Here is a 19,477-nt window from a genome sequence, read left to right as displayed (position 1 = left end):
TCAGCTCCAGCCAGGCTTGCCACGGCGTCCCGCATACAGCAGAAGCAGCACCAGGAACGAGAACACCAGCATGGCACCGGCCAGCCAGTGGGCTTGCGTATACTCCATGGCCTCGACGTGATCGAAGATCTGCACCGAGACCACGCGGGTCTTGTCGGGGATGTTGCCACCGATCATCAGCACCACGCCAAACTCGCCTACGGTGTGGGCGAAACCGAGAATGGTGGCGGTGATGAAACCAGGCCGAGCGAGCGGCAGTACTACATGCACGAAGGTGTCCCACGGGCTGGCGCGCAAGGTGGCGGCAACTTCCAGCGGGCGCTGGCCGATGGCAGAGAAGGCGTTCTGCAGCGGTTGCACCACGAACGGCAGGGAGTACACCGTCGAGCCGATCACCAGGCCAGTGAAACTGAACACCACGCTTCCCAGGCCCAGCGCCTCGGTGGCCTGGCCTATCCAGCCATGCGGGCCGAGCGCGATCAGCAGGTAAAAACCGATCACCGTCGGTGGCAGCACCAGTGGTAGCGCCACCACCGCACCCACCGGACCGCGCAGCCAAGAGCGCGTGCGCGCCAGCCACCAGGCGATAGGCGTGCCGATGAGCAGCAAGATCAGGGTGGTCAGGCTGGCCAGTTTCACCGTCAGCCAGATGGCACCCAGGTCACTGGCGTCCAGTGGCATCAGCGTTCATAACCATAGGATTTGATCAGTGCGGTGGCTTTGGGGCCTTTGAGGTATTCAACCAGTGCCTTGGCCGCCGGGTTGTCTTTGCCCTTGTTGAGAATGACGGCGTCCTGGCGGATAGGGTCATGCAGTTCGGACGGCACGACCCAGGCCGAACCACTGGTGACTTTTCCGTCTTTGTAGATCTGCGACAGGGCGACGAAGCCCAGTTCGGCGTTGCCGGTGGAGACGAACTGGAAGGCCTGGGTGATGTTCTGGCCTTCGACGATCTTGCCCTGGATGGCTTCAGCCAGGCCAAGCTTGGCCAGTACCTGAGTGGCGGCCAGGCCGTAGGGCGCCGCTTTCGGGTTGGCGATGGACAGGTGCTTGTACTGGTTTTTCTTCAATACCTCACCCTTGGCGTCCACGTAACCCTCCTTGGCCGACCACAGGGCCAGGGTACCTATGGCATAGGTGAAGCGCGAGCCGGGGACTATATCCTGTTCCTGCTCCAGCTTCGCCGGGGTGCTGTCATCGGCGGCGAGGAACACCTCGAATGGCGCGCCATTCTTGATCTGTGCGTAGAACTGCCCCGTGGCGCCATAGGCGGCGATCAGCTTGTGGCCAGTGTCTTTCTCGAAGTCCTTGGCGATGGCCTGGATCGGCGCCGTGAAGTTTGCAGCGACCGCAACCTGCACCTCGTCGGCCCAGGCGCTGTTGGTTGATAGCAGGCAGGCCAGGGCAGTGGCGGCCGGGTGGGGCAGGCGGATACGCATGAAGACAGCTCCCTAGGAGTGCAGGTTATCGTTATAGCGGTAACTATATAGCGATAGACCCCAAGCTGAAAGGTGCTGTCTGGCGTCCTGTAGGAGCCGGCACAGCCGGTGCCATACACCACAGCGCCCTTAAACCGGCGCCCCAGGTAAATTCCTAACGCCCAACCAGCGCCAGCGCCTTCTCTGCAACCTCCCGGGTCAACTGTTCAGCCGGCATTGCCTTGCCCAGCCGCAACGCTTGCCCCGCCCACAAATTGCTGAAGTCGCTGCTGCCTTGCGGGTCGGTGATTGCCCGCAACGGCATCAGCGCGCCGCCAGCCAAGGGGAAGCGTGGCGCCAGTTCACTCATCGGCCCCAGCTCGCGCATGAGGCGGTTGTTGATGCCGCGTGCCGGGCGCCCGGTGAACAGGTTGGTCAGGGCCGTGTCGCTGGCCGGTGCACTGTCCAGCGCACGTCGGTGGGCCGCAGATACCTTGGCCTGCGGGCAGAACAGGTAGGCCGTGCCGATTTGCACGGCGCTCGCACCCAGGGCCAATGCTGCAACCAGGCCGCGGTGGTCAGCGATGCCGCCAGCGGCGATCACCGGCAGGTCCACCGCATCGGCAACCTGTGGCACAAGGGCGAAGGTGCCGATCTGGCTGTTGATGTCTTCACTGAGGAACATGCCGCGATGGCCACCGGCTTCACTGCCCATGGCAATGATCGCGTCGCAACCGTTGGCCTCCAACCACAGCGCCTCTTCCACTGTGGTGGCACTGGACAGCACCTTGGCCCCGGATGCTTTCACACGCTGCAGCAACGCAGCTTCGGGCAGGCCGAAGTGGAAACTCACCACCTCAGGGCGCAATTGCTCGACCAGCTGGCAGCTGTGCTCGTCAAACGGTGCACGGTTGGAAACCGGTGTGGGGGCCTGGAAGTCGGCGCCAACCTCTGTGTAATAAGGTTGGAGTGCCAGCTTCCAGCGCGTGTCGCGGTCGATGTCGGGGGCGGGCGGCTGGTGACAGAAAAAATTAAGGTTCAGCGGGAGGCCCGGGCAAGCACTGCGAAACGCGACAATCTCGGCGCGCACCTGCTCGCCCGTGAGCATGGCACAGGGCAGGGCGCCCAGGCCGCCGGCCTTGGCCACCCCGATGGCCAGGGGCGAGCCGCTGGCGCCGGCCATGGGCGCCTGGAGGATGGGCAACTCGATGCCCAGCAGATCGAGAATACGACGGTCGGGCCAGTTGCTCATGCGGTTCTCCTGGGCCTTAAAGTGCTTTGCTCACCTGGATGTCGCTGATCTTGTCGGCGTCGTCGCCGTGGATCTTGCGCAGGGCATCGAGTGCCTGCTCGTGCGAGGCATCGGGCATGACGGCGAAATCCCAGCGGCGTTCGCCGTCGAGCTTGTATTTGATGACGTACTTGATGTTCTGGGTCATGGCGGTCTTATCTGAGTTTGGACGACGAACGACGGATGACCTTGATCTTGTGGGTCAAGGTCGGCTTGCGCGTTACCGAGATCGGGCGGGTGGTCACGGTGTCGATGGTGATGTTCCAGAAACCGGTGCTGGGTACCGTGATCTTGGCCGGAAAACGCTCGAAGTGGCCGCCGTGGTAAGTGTGTCGGCCGCCATTTTTGAAGCTGCGGAAGTTGGCGTCGTTCATCAGGCGGATGTTGCAGCGTTGAGAGCACTCGATGACAACGATGTCGTCCTCGTTGAGATGCTCGCGCTGGTGTACGAATTTCATGGGGTGCTCCGCAAAGTCGGGTTCTGCAAACGCGAACGATACCACGATGTCGGGAGTGGCTGGCGCGCCTGATGGCATGGGGCTAGATAAATCTGCCAAAGCACGGAGCAAAAGTGCCTGGCCGTGGTCTGATGCATTCCTGATAGCTGAGGTATGCCAAATGAAGTGGATGGTGGCGGCGTTGTCCCTGACGCTGGGTGGTTGTGTCAGCGTTTCCGAGCTGGAGCAGTCGCACGAAACGATGGATGTGATCTCTGGCAAGACGCCCCGCGAGTATGCCGACTGTGTCAAGCAGGAGCTGGCGAACACCCGTGATCCCTTGGTCGAAGAGCAGCGCGACGATGGCCTGCGGTTGATCGTGCCGCAAAAGCTGACTGCCGGCGCCGGGCCAGCGGCACTGGTGGACATCGAGGAACGTGGCAGCGGCAGCAGCATCAAGCTGCATGAACGCTTGAACAACTTCCCGCTGCGCCTTGGTGATGTGCGCACGGCGGCGACCAAGTGCATCTCTGGCGGTTGATCTGGCTCAACTAAAGCGCGGTTAACAAGGCCAATTGCCATCTGTTGGTCGGGTTGGCGTTGTTGGCAATTCCCTGGCGGGGCTAGTATCCATTTGCTTATGTGTTTTAAGCCTAAGCTTATAACAAAAGAAATGGAGATTCGTCATGACCCCGTTGAGTCGAGTCCTGATCGGCAGCCTGCTGATCCTGGCCTGGCCCATGGCGCACGCCGCCGATGGCCAGAAGATCTTCACCCAGGGTGGCGCCAACCCCGCCGCCATGGCTTGTATGGGCTGCCATGGTGCGGACGGCAAGGGCATAGCCGCCGCTGGGTTCCCACGTTTGGCCGGCCTGCCGGCCGGCTACCTGAGCAAGCAGTTGCATGACTGGCGTGCCGGCAGCCGTAAACAGGCAGTGATGGAGCCGCTGGCCAAAGCCTTGACCGAGGATGAGATCACGGCCGTCAGCGACTACCTGGCCAGCCTGCCTGGCGACCCGACCCCCGGCTTGCGCCGCCAGCAAATCGCAGACGACCCCACCACCCGACTGGCCCTTTACGGCGACTGGAGCCGCAATATTCCCGGTTGCGTGCAATGCCATGGCCCTGGTGGCAGTGGAGTTGGCGAGCACTTTCCGCCCTTGGCCGGGCAGCCTGCCAGCTACCTGGTGGCGCAACTCAACGGCTGGCGCGATGGCAGCCGCAGCAACGACCCCAATCAGCTGATGGTCGGTGTGGCCAAGGCCATGACCGATCAAGAGGTCATGGCAATTGCCGAATTCTTTGCCAAGCCCGCCAGCCAGGAGGTCAAGCCATGAAAGTATTGATGCCAGCGTTGCTGCTGTCGGCCATGGGGCATGCTGTTGCGGCGCCCATCGCCATGGAAGACCAGTCGCAGCTGAATATTCCGGCTGCCCAGGCCGCAACGCAGTTCGAGCCTCCTGCTGAAAGCGAACTGCCAGACAACGCCTTCGGCAAAATGGTGCGCGAAGGCCATGCGCTGTTCGTCGACACCCGCCGACTGATGCCCGAGGCGGTGGGTAATGGCATGAACTGCAGCAACTGTCACCTGGACCAAGGCCGCTTGGCACACTCCGCGCCGATGTGGGGTGCTTACCCGATGTACCCGGCATATCGCAAGAAGAACGACAAGGTCAACACCTACGCCGAACGTATCCAAGGCTGCTTCCAGTTCAGCATGAACGGCAAGCCGCCGGCAGCCGACAGCCCGCAGATGACCGCGCTGTCGGTCTATGCCTACTGGCTGTCCACCAAAGCGCCTACGGGTGTGGAGATCGCCGGGCGTGGGTACCCTGAAGTACCGCAACCCCAGGGTGGCTACGACTTCAAGCGCGGCCAGCAGGTCTACCGCGAGCAGTGCGCCATCTGCCACGGGGATAATGGCGAAGGGCAGAAAGTGGCCGGCGAATACGTGATGCCGCCCTTGTGGGGCAAGGATTCCTACAACTGGGGCGCTGGCATGCACCGGATCAACACGGCGGCCTCCTTCATCAAGCACAACATGCCGCTGGGCCGGCCAGGCAGCCTGAGTGATCAGCAGGCGTGGGATGTGGCGGCCTGGGTCAATCGCCACGAACGGCCGCAGGACCCTCGGCTGGTGGATGGCTCTGTCGAGAAAACCCGGGTGAAGTTCCATGCCAACGACGGGGTCAACCTGTATGGGCAGAAGGTCGAGGGGGTGCTGATCGGGCAGGGAACCGGTAGCTGACGCGCTCATCCTTGGCCTCACTGTTCTGTCATCCCGCCGTCACCGCGTTGCAACCCCCGTGGGGTAGCAATGTCCGCTATCTCACTCAAGGAGCGCGGCCATGGACCTCTGTGTGATCGGGGCAGGGTATGTAGGGCTGGTGACGGCAGCCTGTTTCGCCGGGATGGGCAACCGGGTGGTGTGCCTGGAGCGCGACCCGCACCGCCTGGCACAACTGCGTCAGGGCCAGTGTCCGATCCATGAACCGGGGCTGCAGGCACTGCTGCAGTCTGGGGTCGGCCAAGGGCTGCTGAGCTTCAGCGACCAGTGGCAGCCGTCGCTGGCCAAGGCGCAGGTGGTGTTCATCGCTGTCGGCACGCCCAGCCAGGAAGATGGCTCGGCCGATCTGGAGCACGTGCTGGCCGTGGCCGACAGCCTTGGCCGCCATTTGCCGCGCAGTTGCCTGGTGGTCAACAAGTCCACCGTGCCAGTCGGCACCGCAGAGCGCGTGGCCCGGCACGTGATGCAGGGCCTGCGCGACCGCAGCGCCGGTTTTACTGTCGAGGTGGCGAGCAACCCGGAGTTTCTCAAGGAAGGCAGCGCCATCGACGATTTCATGCGCCCGGACCGCATCATCATCGGCACGGACAACGAGGCAGCACGGCAGTGCCTGCAACGCCTCTACGCGCCCTTTGTGCGCAATCGCGAACGTATCCTGGTGATGTCCCCGCGTGCGGCCGAGTTCAGCAAGTACGCAGCCAATGCCTTCCTGGCAACCAAAATATCGTTCATCAATGAACTTGCCGGGCTGTGCGCACACCTGGGCGTGGACATCGAACAAGTGCGCCACGGCATTGGTAGCGACCGGCGCATCGGCAGCCATTTCATCTATGCCGGCTGTGGTTATGGGGGGTCATGCTTCCCGAAGGATATCCGCGCGTTGGTCCGCACAGCCGAGCAGCAAGGTTATCAGCCTGCAATCCTGCGGGCAGTACAAGCGCGCAACGATCAGCAGAAAACCCTGTTGTTCACCGCGCTGCAGCAGCATTTCGGTGGGTTCATGCGTGGGCGTACCGTGGCGGTATGGGGGCTGGCTTTCAAACCGGGCACCGATGACCTGCGCGAGGCGCCCAGCCTGGTGCTGCTCGATGCCTTGCTGGCCGCAGGTACACGCGTGCAGGCCTGTGACCCGGTGGCGCTGGCCGGGGTTGCCGAGCGCTATGCGCAGGCGCTGGCCAATGGCCAACTGAAACTCACCGATGACCCCTACGCCTGCGTGGAGGGTGCCGATGCACTGGCCCTGGTGACTGAATGGAAGCAGTTCCGCCAACCGGATTTCAGCCGTGTGCGCGGGCTGATGCGCATGCCGGTGATATTTGATGGCCGTAATATTTACGATCCCTTGGAACTATCTACACTGGGTTATCTCTATCATGGCATCGGTCGGCCGCAGGCGGGGCATTGTAAGGTGACTGCCGCCTGATTAGACTGCGCCGAATTCCACAGGCTCTGCCTTTGTTTAAGGACGTATATGATCAAGAAATGCTTGTTCCCGGCAGCCGGTTACGGCACTCGCTTCCTGCCTGCTACCAAAGCCATGCCCAAGGAAATGCTGCCGGTGGTCAACAAGCCACTGATCCAGTATGGCGTTGAAGAGGCCCTGGACGCTGGCCTGAACGAGATTTCCATTGTCACCGGCCGCGGCAAGCGCGCCCTGGAAGACCACTTCGACATCAGCTACGAGCTGGAAAACCAGATCAAAGGCACCGACAAGGAAAAATACCTGGTCGGCATCCGCCGCCTGCTCAACGAGTGCTCGTTCTCCTACACCCGCCAGACCGAAATGAAAGGCCTGGGCCACGCCATTCTGACCGGCCAGCCGCTGATCGGTGACGAACCGTTTGCCGTGGTGCTGGCGGACGACCTGTGCGTCAACCCGGAAGGTGATGGCGTACTGACCCAGATGGTCAAGCTGTACAACCAGTTCCGCTGCTCGATCATCGCCATCCAGGAAGTCGATCCGCAGGAAACCAACAAGTACGGCGTGATTGCCGGCGACATGATCCGCGACGACATCTTCCGTGTGACCAACATGGTCGAAAAGCCTGCGCCGGAAGACGCCCCATCTAACCTGGCGATCATCGGCCGCTACATCCTGACCCCGGATATCTTCGATATCATCCGCAACACCCCACCGGGCAAGGGCGGCGAGATCCAGATCACCGACGCACTGATGCAGCAGGCACAGAACGGCTGCGTGATCGCCTACAAGTTCAAGGGCCAGCGTTTCGACTGCGGTGGCGCCGAAGGCTATATCGACGCGACCAACTTCTGCTTCGAGAACTACTACAAGACCGGCAAGGCTTACTGATAAGCCCCTGCAGGTCGACGAGCCACCCTTCGGGGTGGCTTTTTTGTTTGTGGCGGCCAACGGCGGTATGCTGAGCGCCAGCCAAGGAGACTGAATACATGGCCTACGATTTTGATCTGTTCGTGATTGGTGCCGGGTCCGGTGGTGTGCGAGCGGCACGCTTCGCCGCGGGCTTTGGCGCAAAAGTGGCGGTGGCCGAGAGCCGCTACCTAGGTGGCACCTGCGTCAACGTTGGTTGTGTACCCAAGAAGCTGCTGGTGTATGGCGCCCACGTCGCCGATGAGCTTGAGCAGGCAGCCGGCTACGGCTGGTCCTTGGAAGAGGGCCACTTCGACTGGGGTACCCTGATCGCCAACAAGAACCGCGAAATCGAGCGCCTCAACGGCATCTATCGCAACCTGCTGGTCAACAGCGGCGTGACCTTGCTGGAAGGCCATGCGCGCATCACCGGCGCCAACGAAGTGGAAGTGCAAGGCCAGCGCTACAGCGCCGGGCACATCCTCATCGCTACGGGTGGCTGGCCACAGGTGCCGGATATCCCGGGCAAAGAACTGGCCATCACCTCCAACGAGGCGTTCTACCTCAAAGAACTGCCACGCCGGGTGCTGGTGGTGGGGGGCGGCTATATCGCGGTCGAGTTTGCCGGCATTTTCCAAGGCCTGGGCGCCGCCACCACCTTGCTGTACCGCGGCGAGATGTTCCTGCGCGGCTTCGACGGCTCGGTGCGTACCCACCTGAAGGAAGAACTGGAAAAACGCGGCATGGACTTGCAGTTCAATGCCGATATCCAGCGCATCGAGCAGCTTGAGGACGGCAGCCTCAAGGCCACGCTCAAGGATGGCCGCGAGCTGGTCACCGATTGTGTGTTCTACGCCACCGGCCGACGCCCGATGCTCGACAACCTGGGCCTGGAGAACACCGGTGTGGAGCTGGACGCGCGCGGTTATATCCGCGTCGACGAGCAGTACCAGACCACCGCCCCGTCGATCCTGGCCATTGGTGATGTGATTGGCCGCGTGCAGCTCACCCCGGTCGCCCTGGCCGAAGGCATGGCCGTGGCGCGGCGCCTGTTCAAACCCGAGCAGTACCGCCCGGTGGATTACCAGAACATCCCCACCGCAGTTTTCAGCCAGCCGCCGATCGGTACCGTGGGCCTGACTGAAGAGCAGGCGCTGGAAGCCGGGCACAAGGTGCAGGTCTTCGAGAGCCGCTTCCGCGCCATGAAGCTGACCCTCACCGACATCCAGGAAAAGACCCTGATGAAGCTGGTGGTGGACGCCGAGACCGACAAGGTGCTGGGCTGCCACATGGTCGGCCCTGATGCCGGCGAGATCATCCAGGGGTTGGGTGTTGCCCTGAAGGCAGGCGCTACCAAGCAGCAGTTCGACGAGACCATTGGCGTGCACCCGACGGCGGCGGAAGAGTTCGTCACCATGCGGACCGTTACGCGCTAAACCTCACGGACCCCATCGCCGGCAAGCCGGCTCCCACAGGTACGGCCCAGCTCTCAAGCTCGGCGCTGTTCTTGTGTGTTGGCTTGCCAGCGATAAGGCTCTTGAATGCTTGCGCAATCCTTTGCTCAGCCCAATCCCTTCTATTAATAAACCTCGCTTATAGCCAAAACCAATCGCAAGCATGAGGTTTGCCAATGAGCCTTCGTGGCGACCAGCGGTTAGGATTCTCTCCGTCAACTGATTTCAACCCCATGAAGGAGCGTCTCTCATGCCTATCATCAACAGCCAGGTCAAACCGTTCAACGCCACCGCCTTCCACAACGGCGAATTCGTTCAGGTAAGCGAAGCCGACCTGAAGGGCAAGTGGTCTGTCGTGTTCTTCTACCCGGCCGACTTCACTTTCGTCTGCCCGACCGAGCTGGGTGACCTTGCTGACAACTACGCCGAGTTCCAAAAGCTGGGCGTGGAAATCTACGGTGTGTCCACCGACACCCACTTCACCCACAAAGCCTGGCACGACACTTCCGACACCATCAGCAAGATCAAGTACCCGCTGATCGGTGACCCGACCCACGTCATCTCGCGCAACTTCGACGTGCTGATCGAAGAAGCCGGCATGGCCGATCGCGGTACCTTCGTGATCAACCCGGAAGGCCAGATCAAGATCGTCGAAATCAACGACGGTGGTGTAGGCCGCGACGCCAGCGAGCTGCTGCGCAAGGTCAAGGCTGCCCAGTACATCGCCGCTCACCCAGGCGAAGTCTGCCCAGCCAAGTGGAAAGAAGGCGAAGCTACCCTCGCGCCATCCCTGGACCTGGTCGGCAAAATCTAAGACCGTGCGCCAGTCGTGGGCGGTGAGCAGCCGCCAAAGCTGAAGTACTCACTGCCCCGCCAAACGCCCGGGCGCTATTGCCTGGGCGTTTTTGTATCCGAAGATTGAAAAAGGAATCGCCCGTATGTTGGACGCCACGCTTAAATCGCAACTGAAAACCTACCTGGAGCGGGTCACCCAGCCGATCGAGATCGTTGCTTCCCTCGACGACGGCGCGAAGTCCCGCGAATTGCACGACCTGCTGGTGGAAATTGCCAGCCTGTCGAACCTCATTACCTTGAGCGCGGACGGCACCGACGCCCGTCGGCCTTCGTTCTCGCTCAACCGCCCGGGCGCTGACATCAGCCTGCGTTTTGCCGGCATCCCCATGGGCCACGAATTCACCTCCCTGGTGCTGGCGCTGCTACAAGTTGGCGGCCACCCCTCCAAGGCCAGTGCCGAAGTGATCGAGCAGATCCAGGCCTTGGAAGGCGAGTTCACCTTCGAGACCTACTTCTCGCTGTCGTGCCAGAACTGCCCGGACGTGGTCCAGGCGCTGAACCTGATGGCGGTGCTCAACCCGAACGTACGCCACGTGGCCATCGACGGTGCGCTGTTCCAGGATGAAGTCGAGTCGCGCAAGATCATGGCAGTGCCCAGCATCTACCTGAACGGCGAAGTGTTCGGCCAGGGGCGCATGGGCCTGGAAGAAATCCTCGGCAAGATCGACACCAACGCCGGCACCCGCCAGGCCGAAAAGATCAACGCCAAGGACGCCTTTGATGTGCTGGTGGTCGGCGGTGGCCCCGCCGGTGCCGCGGCCGCCATCTACGCAGCACGCAAAGGCATCCGTACCGGTGTCGCTGCCGAGCGCTTCGGCGGCCAGGTGCTCGATACCATGGCCATCGAGAACTTCATCTCGGTGCAGGAAACCGAGGGGCCGAAACTGGCAACTGCACTGGAAGAGCACGTCAAGCAGTACGACGTCGACATCATGAACCTGCAGCGCGGTGAAGCACTGATTCCTGCCACCGACGGCGGCCTGCACGAAGTACGCCTTGCCGGCGGTGCCTCGCTCAAAGCCAAGACTGTGATCCTCGCCACCGGCGCCCGCTGGCGCGAAATGAACGTGCCGGGTGAGCAGGAATACCGCGCCCGTGGCGTGGCTTACTGCCCGCACTGCGACGGCCCGTTGTTCAAGGGCAAGCGTGTGGCGGTGATCGGCGGCGGCAACTCCGGCGTGGAAGCAGCCATTGACCTGGCAGGCATCGTCGCCCAGGTGACGTTGATCGAATTCGACAGCCAGCTGCGTGCCGATGCCGTGCTGCAGCGCAAGTTGCACAGCCTGCCGAACGTCAAGGTGATCACCAGCGCGCTGACCACCGAAGTGGTGGGCAATGGCGAGAAGGTAACCGGCCTGCGCTACAAGGACCGTACCACCGACGAGCAGCATGACCTGGCGCTGGAAGGTATCTTTGTGCAGATCGGCCTGTTGCCTAACACCGACTGGCTCAAGGGGACGGTCGAGCTGTCGCCGCGCGGTGAGATCATCGTCGATGCCAGAGGTGCGACCAGCATCCCGGGCGTGTTCGCAGCCGGCGATGTGACCACCGTGCCGTACAAACAGATCGTCATTGCGGTGGGCGAGGGTGCCAAGGCATCGCTGGCGGCCTTCGATCACCTGATCCGTACCTCGGCGCCGGCGTAATCCTGAAAACCGGGGGTGTCTATGCTTACTGCAGACACCCTCGGGAATTCAAGCCATGACCCTGATCAGCCGCGAACCCTGGTGGCTAGTGCCACCCCAGCCCGGGCAGCAGGAGCAGGACCTGCACTGGGGTTACCTGGAAATCTACGCAGACGGCCGTACCGTGTTCGTCGACCAGCGCCCCAGTGACCGGGAAATGGCCGAGCGCAAAAGCTGCCGCAACTTCCCAGAACCGGAACACTGAGTGGCTTAGCCTTCAAGTTCGGCCAGGCGCGCCTCCAGCGCGGCAATCCTTGCTTCCAAGGCTTCGATCCTTTCTTCCGACACATTGCCGCCACTGCTGCGCGCCCCACCTTCCTGCTGGCGAGCGGCAAGAATCTGCTCGATTTCTGCCGGGTCACCCAGTGCATGGGTATAGCGGTCTTCGCGCTGGCCAGCCTGGCGTGGCAGGTGCAGTGCCAGGCCGCGGGAGATCAGGCGCTCCAGCTGGTGCTGGATCTGTTCGGTGTCATCGAAGTCGTGCAAGCGGTTGCTACGGGTCAGCAGCTCGTTGAGGGTTTGCGGCCCACGCAGGAACATCAGGCCCATCAGTATCAGCTGGGCCGGTACCAGCTCCAGTGCCTTGTCCACCCGTTGCTCCCAACGGTCAGCGCGGCTGCCCATCTGCAGCCGGGTCATGTCCTGGCTTTCCAGGGCACGCAGCGCCTGGCCAACCTGGCCCTGGGTCAGGTTCATGACAGGCTCACGGCTGGTCTTCTGGTTGCAGGCCAGCACCAGGGCATTGAGAGTCAGTGGGTAGCTTTCAGGGCTGGTGGCCTGTTTTTCGATCAGCGCGCCAAGAATGCGGATCTCGATACTGCTGAAGCGGCCTTCGTCTGCGGTTTGATTTTCTGACATGGCCAAGTCTCATTGCGAGGAAAAGGCCACTAGCGTAGGTAAAGCGCCCGGGTTAAGCAATCACTGCCCCATCGCCGGCAAGCCGGCCCCCACAGACTGGCCCTGAACTCAAGGCATGTGCAGAGCCTGTGGGGCTGCAGTGTTGCTTGAATTCAAACCTTGACGCCATCCCTATTGTGGGAGCAACTGTCTTGCTCAACCTCTAAAAGCTGGCGCGATCCCTGTGGGAGCCGGCTTGCCGGCGAATGGGCCGCTACGCGGCCCTGGCTATCTCAAGCACTACGGCGCTCTTGCGCCTGGCAGGCCGCCGCAGTGAATAGCACGTCGGTCGAAGAATTCAGCGCAGTCTCTGCCGAATCCTGCAGCACGCCAATGATGAAGCCCACAGCCACCACCTGCATGGCGATTTCGCTGGGAATGCCGAACAGGCTGCACGCCAGCGGGATCAGCAGCAGCGAACCGCCAGCCACGCCTGACGCACCACAGGCGCAGACCGCCGCCACCATGCTCAGCAGCACCGCGGTAGGCAGGTCGACCGGGATGCCCAGCGTATGCACCGCTGCCAGGGTCAGCACGGTGATAGTGATGGCCGCGCCAGCCATGTTGATGGTCGCACCCAGCGGGATCGACACCGAGTAGGTGTCCTCATGCAGGCCCAGGCGCTCGGACAGTGCCAGGTTGACCGGAATGTTGGCCGCCGAACTGCGGGTGAAGAAGGCCGTGATACCGCTCTCGCGCAGGCACAGCAGCGTCAATGGGTAAGGGTTGCGGCGGATCTTCCAGAACACGATCAGCGGGTTCATCACCAGCGCCACGAACAGCATGCAGCCGATCAGCACTGCCAGCAGGTGCAGGTAGCCAAGCAGGGCGTCGAGGCCTGACTGGGCGAGTGTCGAGCTGACCAGGCCGAAAATGCCCAGCGGGGCGAAGCGGATGACCACCCGTACGATCAGGGTTACGCCGTTGGACAGGTCCTCGACCACGGTGCGGGTGGTTTCGCCGGCATGGCGCAGGGCTACGCCCAAACCGATGGCCCAGGTCAGCACACCAATGAAATTGGCGTTGAGCAGGGCGTTGATCGGGTTGTCGACGGCGCTCAGCACCAGGTTTTGCAGCACTTCACCGATACCGCCAGGCGCGCTAAGGGTGACATCGCCGGCGCTCAGGGCAAGCTGCGAAGGGAACAGCATGCTGGCGACAACGGCCACCACTGCAGCGGAGAAGGTGCCCAGCAGGTACAGCCAGAGAATCGGGCGGATGTGGGTTTCCTGGCCATGGCGATGGTTGGCGATCGAAGCCATGACCAGAATGAACACCAGCACCGGCGCGACTGCTTTCAGGGCGCTGACGAACACCTTGCCGAGAAAGCCCAGGTCGAGGGCGATGGCTGGCGCAAGCAAGGCCAGGGCAATACCGGCGATCAGGCCGATGACGATCTGGGTCACCAGGCTGGTGCGGTTGAGGACGCGGAGGAGGGGGGACATGTGCTGCGCTATCTCGGTATCTTGAAAGGGCGTGACTTTACCATAGACCTTGGTAGGGTCGTCCCGGCCTGTTTGCGCTCACCAATGGAACAGCTCCCGACGCGCCCCCTCGGTAATGGCCACGATCCCGGGGTGCTTGACCTTGCGCTCAACTGAGATGGCGTAGAACGACTCGTGCACCGCCTCGGTCTGCCCGATCAGCTCCACCCCGTACTGGCGGCACACTTCCTCGGCAATCACACTGGGAGCCACGAAGATCCCGCTGCCCGACTGGCCGAATGCCTGCATCAAGGCGCTGTCGTCGAATTCGCCGATTATCCGCGGCTGCACCTGCTGCTCGCCAAGCCAGCGCAGCAGCCGGCTGCGCACCACCGTCTCCTGGCCCGGGATCAGCAATGGTGCATCGTGCAGGCAGCCAGGAAAGACGCCAGCGTGGCGTTGGGCCAAGGCTTTTGTAGCAAAGAAGCTCAAACCGCACTCCCCGAGCTTCTGGCTGTAACCCTTGATATCCAGGTGGTTGGGCATCGGGCTGTCGGATATCACCAGGTCCAGGCGCTGGATCGCCAGGTCTGCCAGCAGGCGTTCGAGTTTGTCCTCACGGCAGTTGATGCGCAGCACATCGTCCAGCTCCATGGTGGGCGCGAGCAGGCGATAGACGATCGACTTGGGTACCACGTCGGCCACGCCCACGCGGAACAGGATCTGTTCCTGCGGGCCGGCGCGCAACATGGCCTCCAGTTCACCGCCGATCTGGAACATCTGCTCGGCGTAGACCAAGGTCTGGCGACCGGTTTCGGTCAGTTCCAGCTGCCGCCCGACCCGCTGGAACAGCTCCAGGCCGTAGGTCTGCTCGAACAGGCTGATTTGGCCGCTGATGGTCTGGGGGGTCAGGTTCAGTTGCTCACTGGCGCGGGCGATGCTGCCGGTCTTGGCTACGGCCCAGAAATAGTGAAGCTGTCGATAGTTGAGCATCACTGGGTTCCCGATTCGTTAAAACCGAAGTATAACCGCTGAAAATACGAATTTTCCTGATGTATCGGCATCTTTAGAATTCGACGCCATCAGGCGCATTGCGCGCCGCCGGGATATCGACAAGCGAGGACCCCATGCTGCAATTCAAATCCATTGGCACACCCTTGGTGCTAGCCTTGGCACTGATGAGCCTGGCAGGCTGCGACCAGGCCGAGAAATCTGCCCAGCAGATGCTCGACCAGGCCGCCAAATCGGCCAAGCAGGCCATCGATGACACCAACGAAGCGGCGCAGCAGGCGCTGAGCGACGCTATCGGCACCGAAGGGCAGAAGCCCAAGGACGCCGACCAGCAAGACAAAACCCAGGACATCTGACCCAGAAACGTTGCAGGACTGAAAAATGGAATATTTGCTGGAACTCGCCGCAAGCCCCACCGCCTGGGTAGCCCTTGCCACACTGGTGGCCATGGAAGTCGTACTGGGCATCGATAACCTGATCTTCATCTCGATCCTGACCAACAAATTACCGGTCGAATACCGTTCCAAGGCACGCCGTATCGGTATCAGCATGGCCTTGATCATGCGTTTGGCGCTGCTCAGCACGGTGGCGTGGATCGTTCAGCTGACCGACCCGGTATTCGAAGTGTTCGGTAATGCCTTCTCCTGGAAGGACGTGATCCTGATTGCCGGTGGCCTGTTCCTGCTGTGGAAAGCAACCAAGGAAATCCACGAAAACGTCGACCCGCACGGCGCCAAGGAAGAAGCCAAGGTGTCCTCCACGGTTACCCTGGGCTTCGCGGCCGCGATCTTCCAGATCCTGCTGCTGGACATCGTGTTCTCGGTTGACAGCATCATCACCGCTGTGGGCATGACCGAGCACCTGCCGATCATGATCATTGCCGTGGTCACTGCCGTGATCGTCATGATGGTGGCCGCTGACCCGTTGGCGAACTTCATCAACGACAACCCGACCGTGGTCATGTTGGCCCTGGGCTTCCTGATCATGATCGGCATGACCTTGATCGCTGAAGGTTTCGGTGCCCATGTGCCAAAAGGTTACGTGTATGCGGCAATGGCCTTCTCGACGGCGATCGAAGTGCTCAACATCCTGGCCCGCCGGGCACGGATGAAGCGCGAAGCGACCGAAGGCTGATTCATGGCGGGGGCGCTTTGCGCCCCATTCGCCGGCAAGCCGGCTCCAGGTCGCTTGACTGGCTGGCATCCGCCGGCATGCCCCTTCCAGGAAGGGTGCAACTGACGCTTACGCCGCTTCGACCTTGCGCGGCGCCATGAAGTACAACCACACCAGTGCAATGAAGTACATCGCCGGGATCATGGTGAACAGCACGGCGTAGTTGTTATTGGTAACCGTCAGCACGGTGCCGACGATCTGCGTCATGAACATGCCGCCGATGGCCGCACACATGCTGCCAAAGCCGAACACCGTGCTTATCAGGTGCTTGGGCGTGTAATCCATCAGCAGGCTCCATATATTCGCCGTCCAGGCCTGGTGCGCGCCGACCGCCACGGCAATGGCAAGCACCGCTACCCACAGGCCACTGGCGTTGGCGGCGAAGGTCACGCTGATCATGGTGCAGGCGAAGATGAACATCGATATCAGGCGTGCCCGTGTGGCGCGTACCCCACGGCCTATCAGCCAGGACGACAGGATGCCGCCGCCAATGCTGCCGAAGTCGGCCGTGAGCCAGATCAGGATCAGCGGTATGCCCATCTGGGTCACGCTGATGCCCAAGTTGTACTGCTGGTTGAGAAAAGGTGGCAGCCAGTACAGGTAGAACCAGAACACCGGTGCGGTGATCGCGAACGCTACCGCGAAGGCCCAGGTACCGCGCATGCGCATGATGCGGCTGAAGGGCACACGTACCGCCTCAGGCTCGGCCTCACGCTGGATGTACTCCAGCTCGCTCTGGCGCACAGTCGGGTGCTCTTCAGGGTTGAAGTATTTCAAGCCCCAGAACACCACCCAGACCAGGCCCAGGCAACCCATGGCGATAAAGGCGGCCTGCCAGCCCCAGGCGGCCAGGATCACTGGCAGCAGCGCCGGGGTGACCATCGCGCCAACGTTGGTACCGGCGTTGAACAGCCCGGTGGCGATGGCCCTTTCACCCGCGGGGAACCACAGCCGCGTGGTCTTCACACAAGCCGGATAGTTGGCGGCTTCGGTCAGGCCGAGGATGAAGCGGCAGACCATGAAGCCTGCGGCCGATGTGGCAAGGCCATGGGCACCGGTGGCCAGGCTCCAGAGCAGTACCGCCATGAAAAATGCGCGTTTTACGCCGATTTTGTCGATCAACCGGCCCTGCAGCAGGAAGCCGATGGCGTAACCCACCTGGAACCAGAAGTTTATATTGGCGTAGTCCATCGCCGTCCAGCTCATGTCCTTGGCCAGCATGGGCTGCATGATGCCGAGGGCGGCACGGTCGATGTAGTTCAGTGTGGTGGCGAAGAACACCAGGGCGAGCATGCCCCAGCGCGTCTTGCCGACAGCAAAGGCGTCGCGAATCTTGCTGCCCATGGAAGCATGGGGAATAGGAGGCATGGCCGATGTCCCTGTTTCTTGAAATTGTAATGAGCTGCTGGATGCTTCTGGCCTGCGGGTTTGGCTCAAGGCAGTGAGCACCCGCAAGGCCGTGGCATGGTGAGCAGTGAAGCAAGGACCGTCAATGCCAGAAACCGCGCTACCGTTCGATAACCGAACGATTGCCGTCCGTCATTATTTTGTGGGGAAAAACCGATATCTCTACATAAAGTTGTACATGAAAATATACTTGTACAATATTTGGATATTCCGGTCTTCAGAGTATGGCCATGCGAAGCACTATCCCAGCCCTCAATCTGTTCGTGCTTGCCGCTGCGCTTGCTGTCATGCCACCCGCGGTGGCGGACTGGCGGCCAGCGGTGCCCGAGGCGCGCAGCGTCGGCAGCGGTGAGTTCACCTGGTTTGGCCTGCGTGTCTATACCGCCCGTTTGTGGAGCGCCGGCTCGCCGCAGGGCTGGAGTGAGCCGTTTGCCCTGGAACTTCTTTACCACCGGGGGTTATCACGCGAGGCGTTGGTGCAGGCCAGTCTGGATGAAATGCGTCGCCTGAGCGACCGTCCTTTACCCGAGGCCACTCTTGCGCGTTGGGAGCAAGCTATGAATGAAGCGTTCGTCGATGTGCGCCCGGGCATGCGCATCACCGGGGTGTACCTGCCGGGGCAGGGCTCCCGGTTCTATGTCGATGGTCAACTGCGTCGCGAAATCGCCGACCCGGCGTTTGCCAGGGCATTTTTTGCCATCTGGCTGGACCCGCGGGCCCGGGACCCTCAATTGCGCCAGCGCCTGCTCGGCCTGGCCGGTAATGATCAAGGAGATTGAACATGCGAAGAGTGTTGCTATTGGTTGGCTGCTTGCTGCTCGGCAGTTGCGGCAATGTCGAAGTCGACCATTACGCCCGTGAAAAGCCGGCGCTCGACTTGGTCACGTTCTTCTCCGTGCCGGTGCAGGCCTGGGGCATGTTCCAGAATCGCTCGGGGGAGGTGGTCAAACGCTTCGATGTGCGCATCGACAGCCGCCGCGAAGGTGACCGGCTGATCCTTGACGAGCACTTCGTGTACAGCGACGGTACGCGTCAGCGGCGCATCTGGACCCTGACCCCGGACGGCCCCGGGCGCTGGCGTGGACGTGCGGGCGATGTGATCGGCGAGGCCCGCGGCGAGGTTGCGGGCAATGCCTTGCACTGGCGCTACCGGCTGGACCTGCCGGTCGACGGCCGGCATTGGGAAATGGATATCGATGACTGGATGTACCTGATGGATGAAGACACCCTGATCAACCGCTCGAGCATGCGCAAATTGGGTGTGGAAGTCGGGCAGATCACCTTGTTTTTCCGCCGCCTGCCAACGACATCGCCGTGACTCAGGCTGCTCTCGCCAGACGTAGCATCAACGGAAATGCCACCGCCCAGATCGGCGCCAGTATCAGGGCGGTAGGCAGGGGACCCATCGGCAGTTCCACACCGGCTAGCCGCGCCCCCGCCAGGTAGGCCAACGGCCCACCGAAAAGTCCAAGCATCCCCCCGAGCCACAGAGGGCGGGCAGCCCAAGCCAGGCTGTGGCGTAACCCGCTGGCCAACACCAGCCACATAAGGGCCAGCCAGCCGGGCAGGGGCCACTGGGCAAAAGCGAATACCCCCAATGCCCCCAGCAGACTGTCCAATAGACATCCTGCAAGCCCTATCGCCAGCAGCGCACGCACTTCTGCGCGACGCTCATGGCAATAACCCAAATGCAGCGCCAGGCCTAACGGTACCAGAGCAAGCAGCCAGGGCTTGTGGGCGCCGAGTACACACACCCACCAGCCAGCCTGCAACCACACTGCGTTGGCGATAAGCCAGGTACGTGACATG

The 19,477-nt window shown here is 61.9% G+C and carries 23 protein-coding genes; 13 read left to right on the top strand and 10 right to left on the bottom strand.

Annotated elements, in window-relative coordinates:
- From modB to ACW4TB_RS06315, 5 genes are all read right to left on the bottom strand, one after another.
- Positions 1 to 681, bottom strand: a complete 681-nt coding sequence (gene modB / locus ACW4TB_RS06335) for a molybdate ABC transporter permease subunit (protein ID WP_012315044.1) — start codon at positions 679 to 681, stop codon at positions 1 to 3.
- Complete coding sequence (gene modA / locus ACW4TB_RS06330) at positions 681 to 1,439, bottom strand: molybdate ABC transporter substrate-binding protein (RefSeq protein WP_012315043.1); 759 nt, start codon at positions 1,437 to 1,439, stop codon at positions 681 to 683. The genes modB and modA overlap by 1 nt, the downstream gene beginning before the upstream one ends.
- A 154-nt stretch (positions 1,440 to 1,593) precedes the next feature.
- Positions 1,594 to 2,670: an NAD(P)H-dependent flavin oxidoreductase gene (locus ACW4TB_RS06325; RefSeq protein ID WP_254466076.1), complete on the bottom strand. Its 1,077-nt coding sequence runs from the start codon at positions 2,668 to 2,670 to the stop codon at positions 1,594 to 1,596.
- Positions 2,671 to 2,686: 16 nt separating this feature from the next.
- Positions 2,687 to 2,857 (bottom strand): hypothetical protein, encoded by a 171-nt coding sequence (locus ACW4TB_RS06320; protein WP_012315041.1) that lies wholly within the window; start codon positions 2,855 to 2,857, stop codon positions 2,687 to 2,689.
- Positions 2,858 to 2,864: 7 nt separating this feature from the next.
- Complete coding sequence (locus ACW4TB_RS06315; protein ID WP_012315040.1) at positions 2,865 to 3,167, bottom strand: DUF1883 domain-containing protein; 303 nt, start codon at positions 3,165 to 3,167, stop codon at positions 2,865 to 2,867.
- A gap of 160 nt (positions 3,168 to 3,327) precedes the next feature.
- Between ACW4TB_RS06315 and ACW4TB_RS06310 the strand changes: the two genes are divergently transcribed.
- The 9 genes from ACW4TB_RS06310 to ACW4TB_RS06270 all read left to right on the top strand — a co-directional run bounded on the left by ACW4TB_RS06310 (position 3,328) and on the right by ACW4TB_RS06270 (position 11,961).
- Entirely contained in the window at positions 3,328 to 3,687 is a 360-nt protein-coding gene (locus ACW4TB_RS06310) for a hypothetical protein (protein ID WP_012315039.1), read from the top strand.
- Positions 3,688 to 3,832: 145 nt separating this feature from the next.
- Positions 3,833 to 4,483 carry a c-type cytochrome gene (locus ACW4TB_RS06305; RefSeq protein ID WP_012315038.1) on the top strand — a complete coding sequence of 217 codons (651 nt, stop codon included), beginning with the start codon at positions 3,833 to 3,835 and terminating at the stop codon, positions 4,481 to 4,483.
- A complete protein-coding gene (locus ACW4TB_RS06300; RefSeq protein ID WP_279928886.1) occupies positions 4,480 to 5,394 on the top strand; it encodes a c-type cytochrome in 915 nt (304 codons plus the stop codon). Before ACW4TB_RS06305 ends, ACW4TB_RS06300 begins: the two co-directional genes overlap by 4 nt.
- Positions 5,395 to 5,494: 100 nt before the next feature.
- Positions 5,495 to 6,856, top strand: coding sequence for a UDP-glucose dehydrogenase family protein (locus ACW4TB_RS06295; RefSeq protein WP_012315036.1), 1,362 nt, complete (start codon positions 5,495 to 5,497; stop codon positions 6,854 to 6,856).
- 48 nt (positions 6,857 to 6,904) lie between these two features.
- Complete coding sequence (gene galU / locus ACW4TB_RS06290; protein ID WP_012315035.1) at positions 6,905 to 7,744, top strand: UTP--glucose-1-phosphate uridylyltransferase GalU; 840 nt, start codon at positions 6,905 to 6,907, stop codon at positions 7,742 to 7,744.
- Positions 7,745 to 7,842: 98 nt separating this feature from the next.
- Positions 7,843 to 9,198 carry a glutathione-disulfide reductase gene (gorA, locus tag ACW4TB_RS06285; RefSeq protein WP_012315034.1) on the top strand — a complete coding sequence of 452 codons (1,356 nt, stop codon included), beginning with the start codon at positions 7,843 to 7,845 and terminating at the stop codon, positions 9,196 to 9,198.
- A gap of 268 nt (positions 9,199 to 9,466) precedes the next feature.
- On the top strand, positions 9,467 to 10,030 hold the full coding sequence (gene ahpC, locus ACW4TB_RS06280) for an alkyl hydroperoxide reductase subunit C (protein WP_012315033.1): 564 nt from the start codon (positions 9,467 to 9,469) through the stop codon (positions 10,028 to 10,030).
- A gap of 124 nt (positions 10,031 to 10,154) precedes the next feature.
- Positions 10,155 to 11,717 carry an alkyl hydroperoxide reductase subunit F gene (gene ahpF / locus ACW4TB_RS06275; protein ID WP_012315032.1) on the top strand — a complete coding sequence of 521 codons (1,563 nt, stop codon included), beginning with the start codon at positions 10,155 to 10,157 and terminating at the stop codon, positions 11,715 to 11,717.
- A 55-nt stretch (positions 11,718 to 11,772) separates the two neighbouring features.
- Positions 11,773 to 11,961, top strand: coding sequence for a hypothetical protein (locus ACW4TB_RS06270; RefSeq protein ID WP_012315031.1), 189 nt, complete (start codon positions 11,773 to 11,775; stop codon positions 11,959 to 11,961).
- Between the two features lie 5 nt (positions 11,962 to 11,966).
- Here the strand turns inward: ACW4TB_RS06270 and ACW4TB_RS06265 are convergent, their stop codons facing one another.
- From ACW4TB_RS06265 to nhaR, 3 genes are all read right to left on the bottom strand, one after another.
- Entirely contained in the window at positions 11,967 to 12,614 is a 648-nt protein-coding gene (locus ACW4TB_RS06265; RefSeq protein WP_279928894.1) for a YceH family protein, read from the bottom strand.
- Between the two features lie 272 nt (positions 12,615 to 12,886).
- A complete protein-coding gene (sstT, locus tag ACW4TB_RS06260; RefSeq protein WP_012315029.1) occupies positions 12,887 to 14,098 on the bottom strand; it encodes a serine/threonine transporter SstT in 1,212 nt (403 codons plus the stop codon).
- A gap of 78 nt (positions 14,099 to 14,176) precedes the next feature.
- Positions 14,177 to 15,070, bottom strand: a complete 894-nt coding sequence (nhaR, locus tag ACW4TB_RS06255) for a transcriptional activator NhaR (protein WP_012315028.1) — start codon at positions 15,068 to 15,070, stop codon at positions 14,177 to 14,179.
- 134 nt (positions 15,071 to 15,204) lie between these two features.
- Here nhaR and ACW4TB_RS06250 point away from each other — a divergent pair, with 134 nt between their 5' ends.
- Together ACW4TB_RS06250 and ACW4TB_RS06245 are read left to right on the top strand one after the other, a co-directional pair.
- Positions 15,205 to 15,444, top strand: a complete 240-nt coding sequence (locus ACW4TB_RS06250) for a hypothetical protein (protein ID WP_012315027.1) — start codon at positions 15,205 to 15,207, stop codon at positions 15,442 to 15,444.
- Positions 15,445 to 15,469: 25 nt separating this feature from the next.
- On the top strand, positions 15,470 to 16,222 hold the full coding sequence (locus tag ACW4TB_RS06245) for a TerC family protein (protein ID WP_279928895.1): 753 nt from the start codon (positions 15,470 to 15,472) through the stop codon (positions 16,220 to 16,222).
- Positions 16,223 to 16,330: 108 nt separating this feature from the next.
- Here ACW4TB_RS06245 and ACW4TB_RS06240 read toward each other — a convergent pair whose 3' ends face one another.
- A complete protein-coding gene (locus ACW4TB_RS06240; protein ID WP_012315025.1) occupies positions 16,331 to 17,629 on the bottom strand; it encodes an MFS transporter in 1,299 nt (432 codons plus the stop codon).
- Positions 17,630 to 17,898: 269 nt separating this feature from the next.
- On the opposite strand from ACW4TB_RS06240, the gene ACW4TB_RS06235 reads away from it, so the two are divergent.
- Positions 17,899 to 18,447: a chalcone isomerase family protein gene (locus ACW4TB_RS06235; protein ID WP_455842910.1), complete on the top strand. Its 549-nt coding sequence runs from the start codon at positions 17,899 to 17,901 to the stop codon at positions 18,445 to 18,447.
- 2 nt (positions 18,448 to 18,449) lie between these two features.
- Positions 18,450 to 18,986, top strand: coding sequence for a DUF3833 domain-containing protein (locus tag ACW4TB_RS06230; RefSeq protein WP_012315023.1), 537 nt, complete (start codon positions 18,450 to 18,452; stop codon positions 18,984 to 18,986).
- Between the two features lies 1 nt (position 18,987).
- Here the strand turns inward: ACW4TB_RS06230 and ACW4TB_RS06225 are convergent, their stop codons facing one another.
- Positions 18,988 to 19,476, bottom strand: coding sequence for a DUF2878 domain-containing protein (locus tag ACW4TB_RS06225; protein ID WP_012315022.1), 489 nt, complete (start codon positions 19,474 to 19,476; stop codon positions 18,988 to 18,990).
- Position 19,477: the final 1 nt, after the last annotated feature.

The organism is Lelliottia jeotgali (assembly GCF_977070485.1).
Note: the sequence above shows the minus strand (reverse complement) of the source record. Positions and strands in the feature narration are given on the sequence as shown.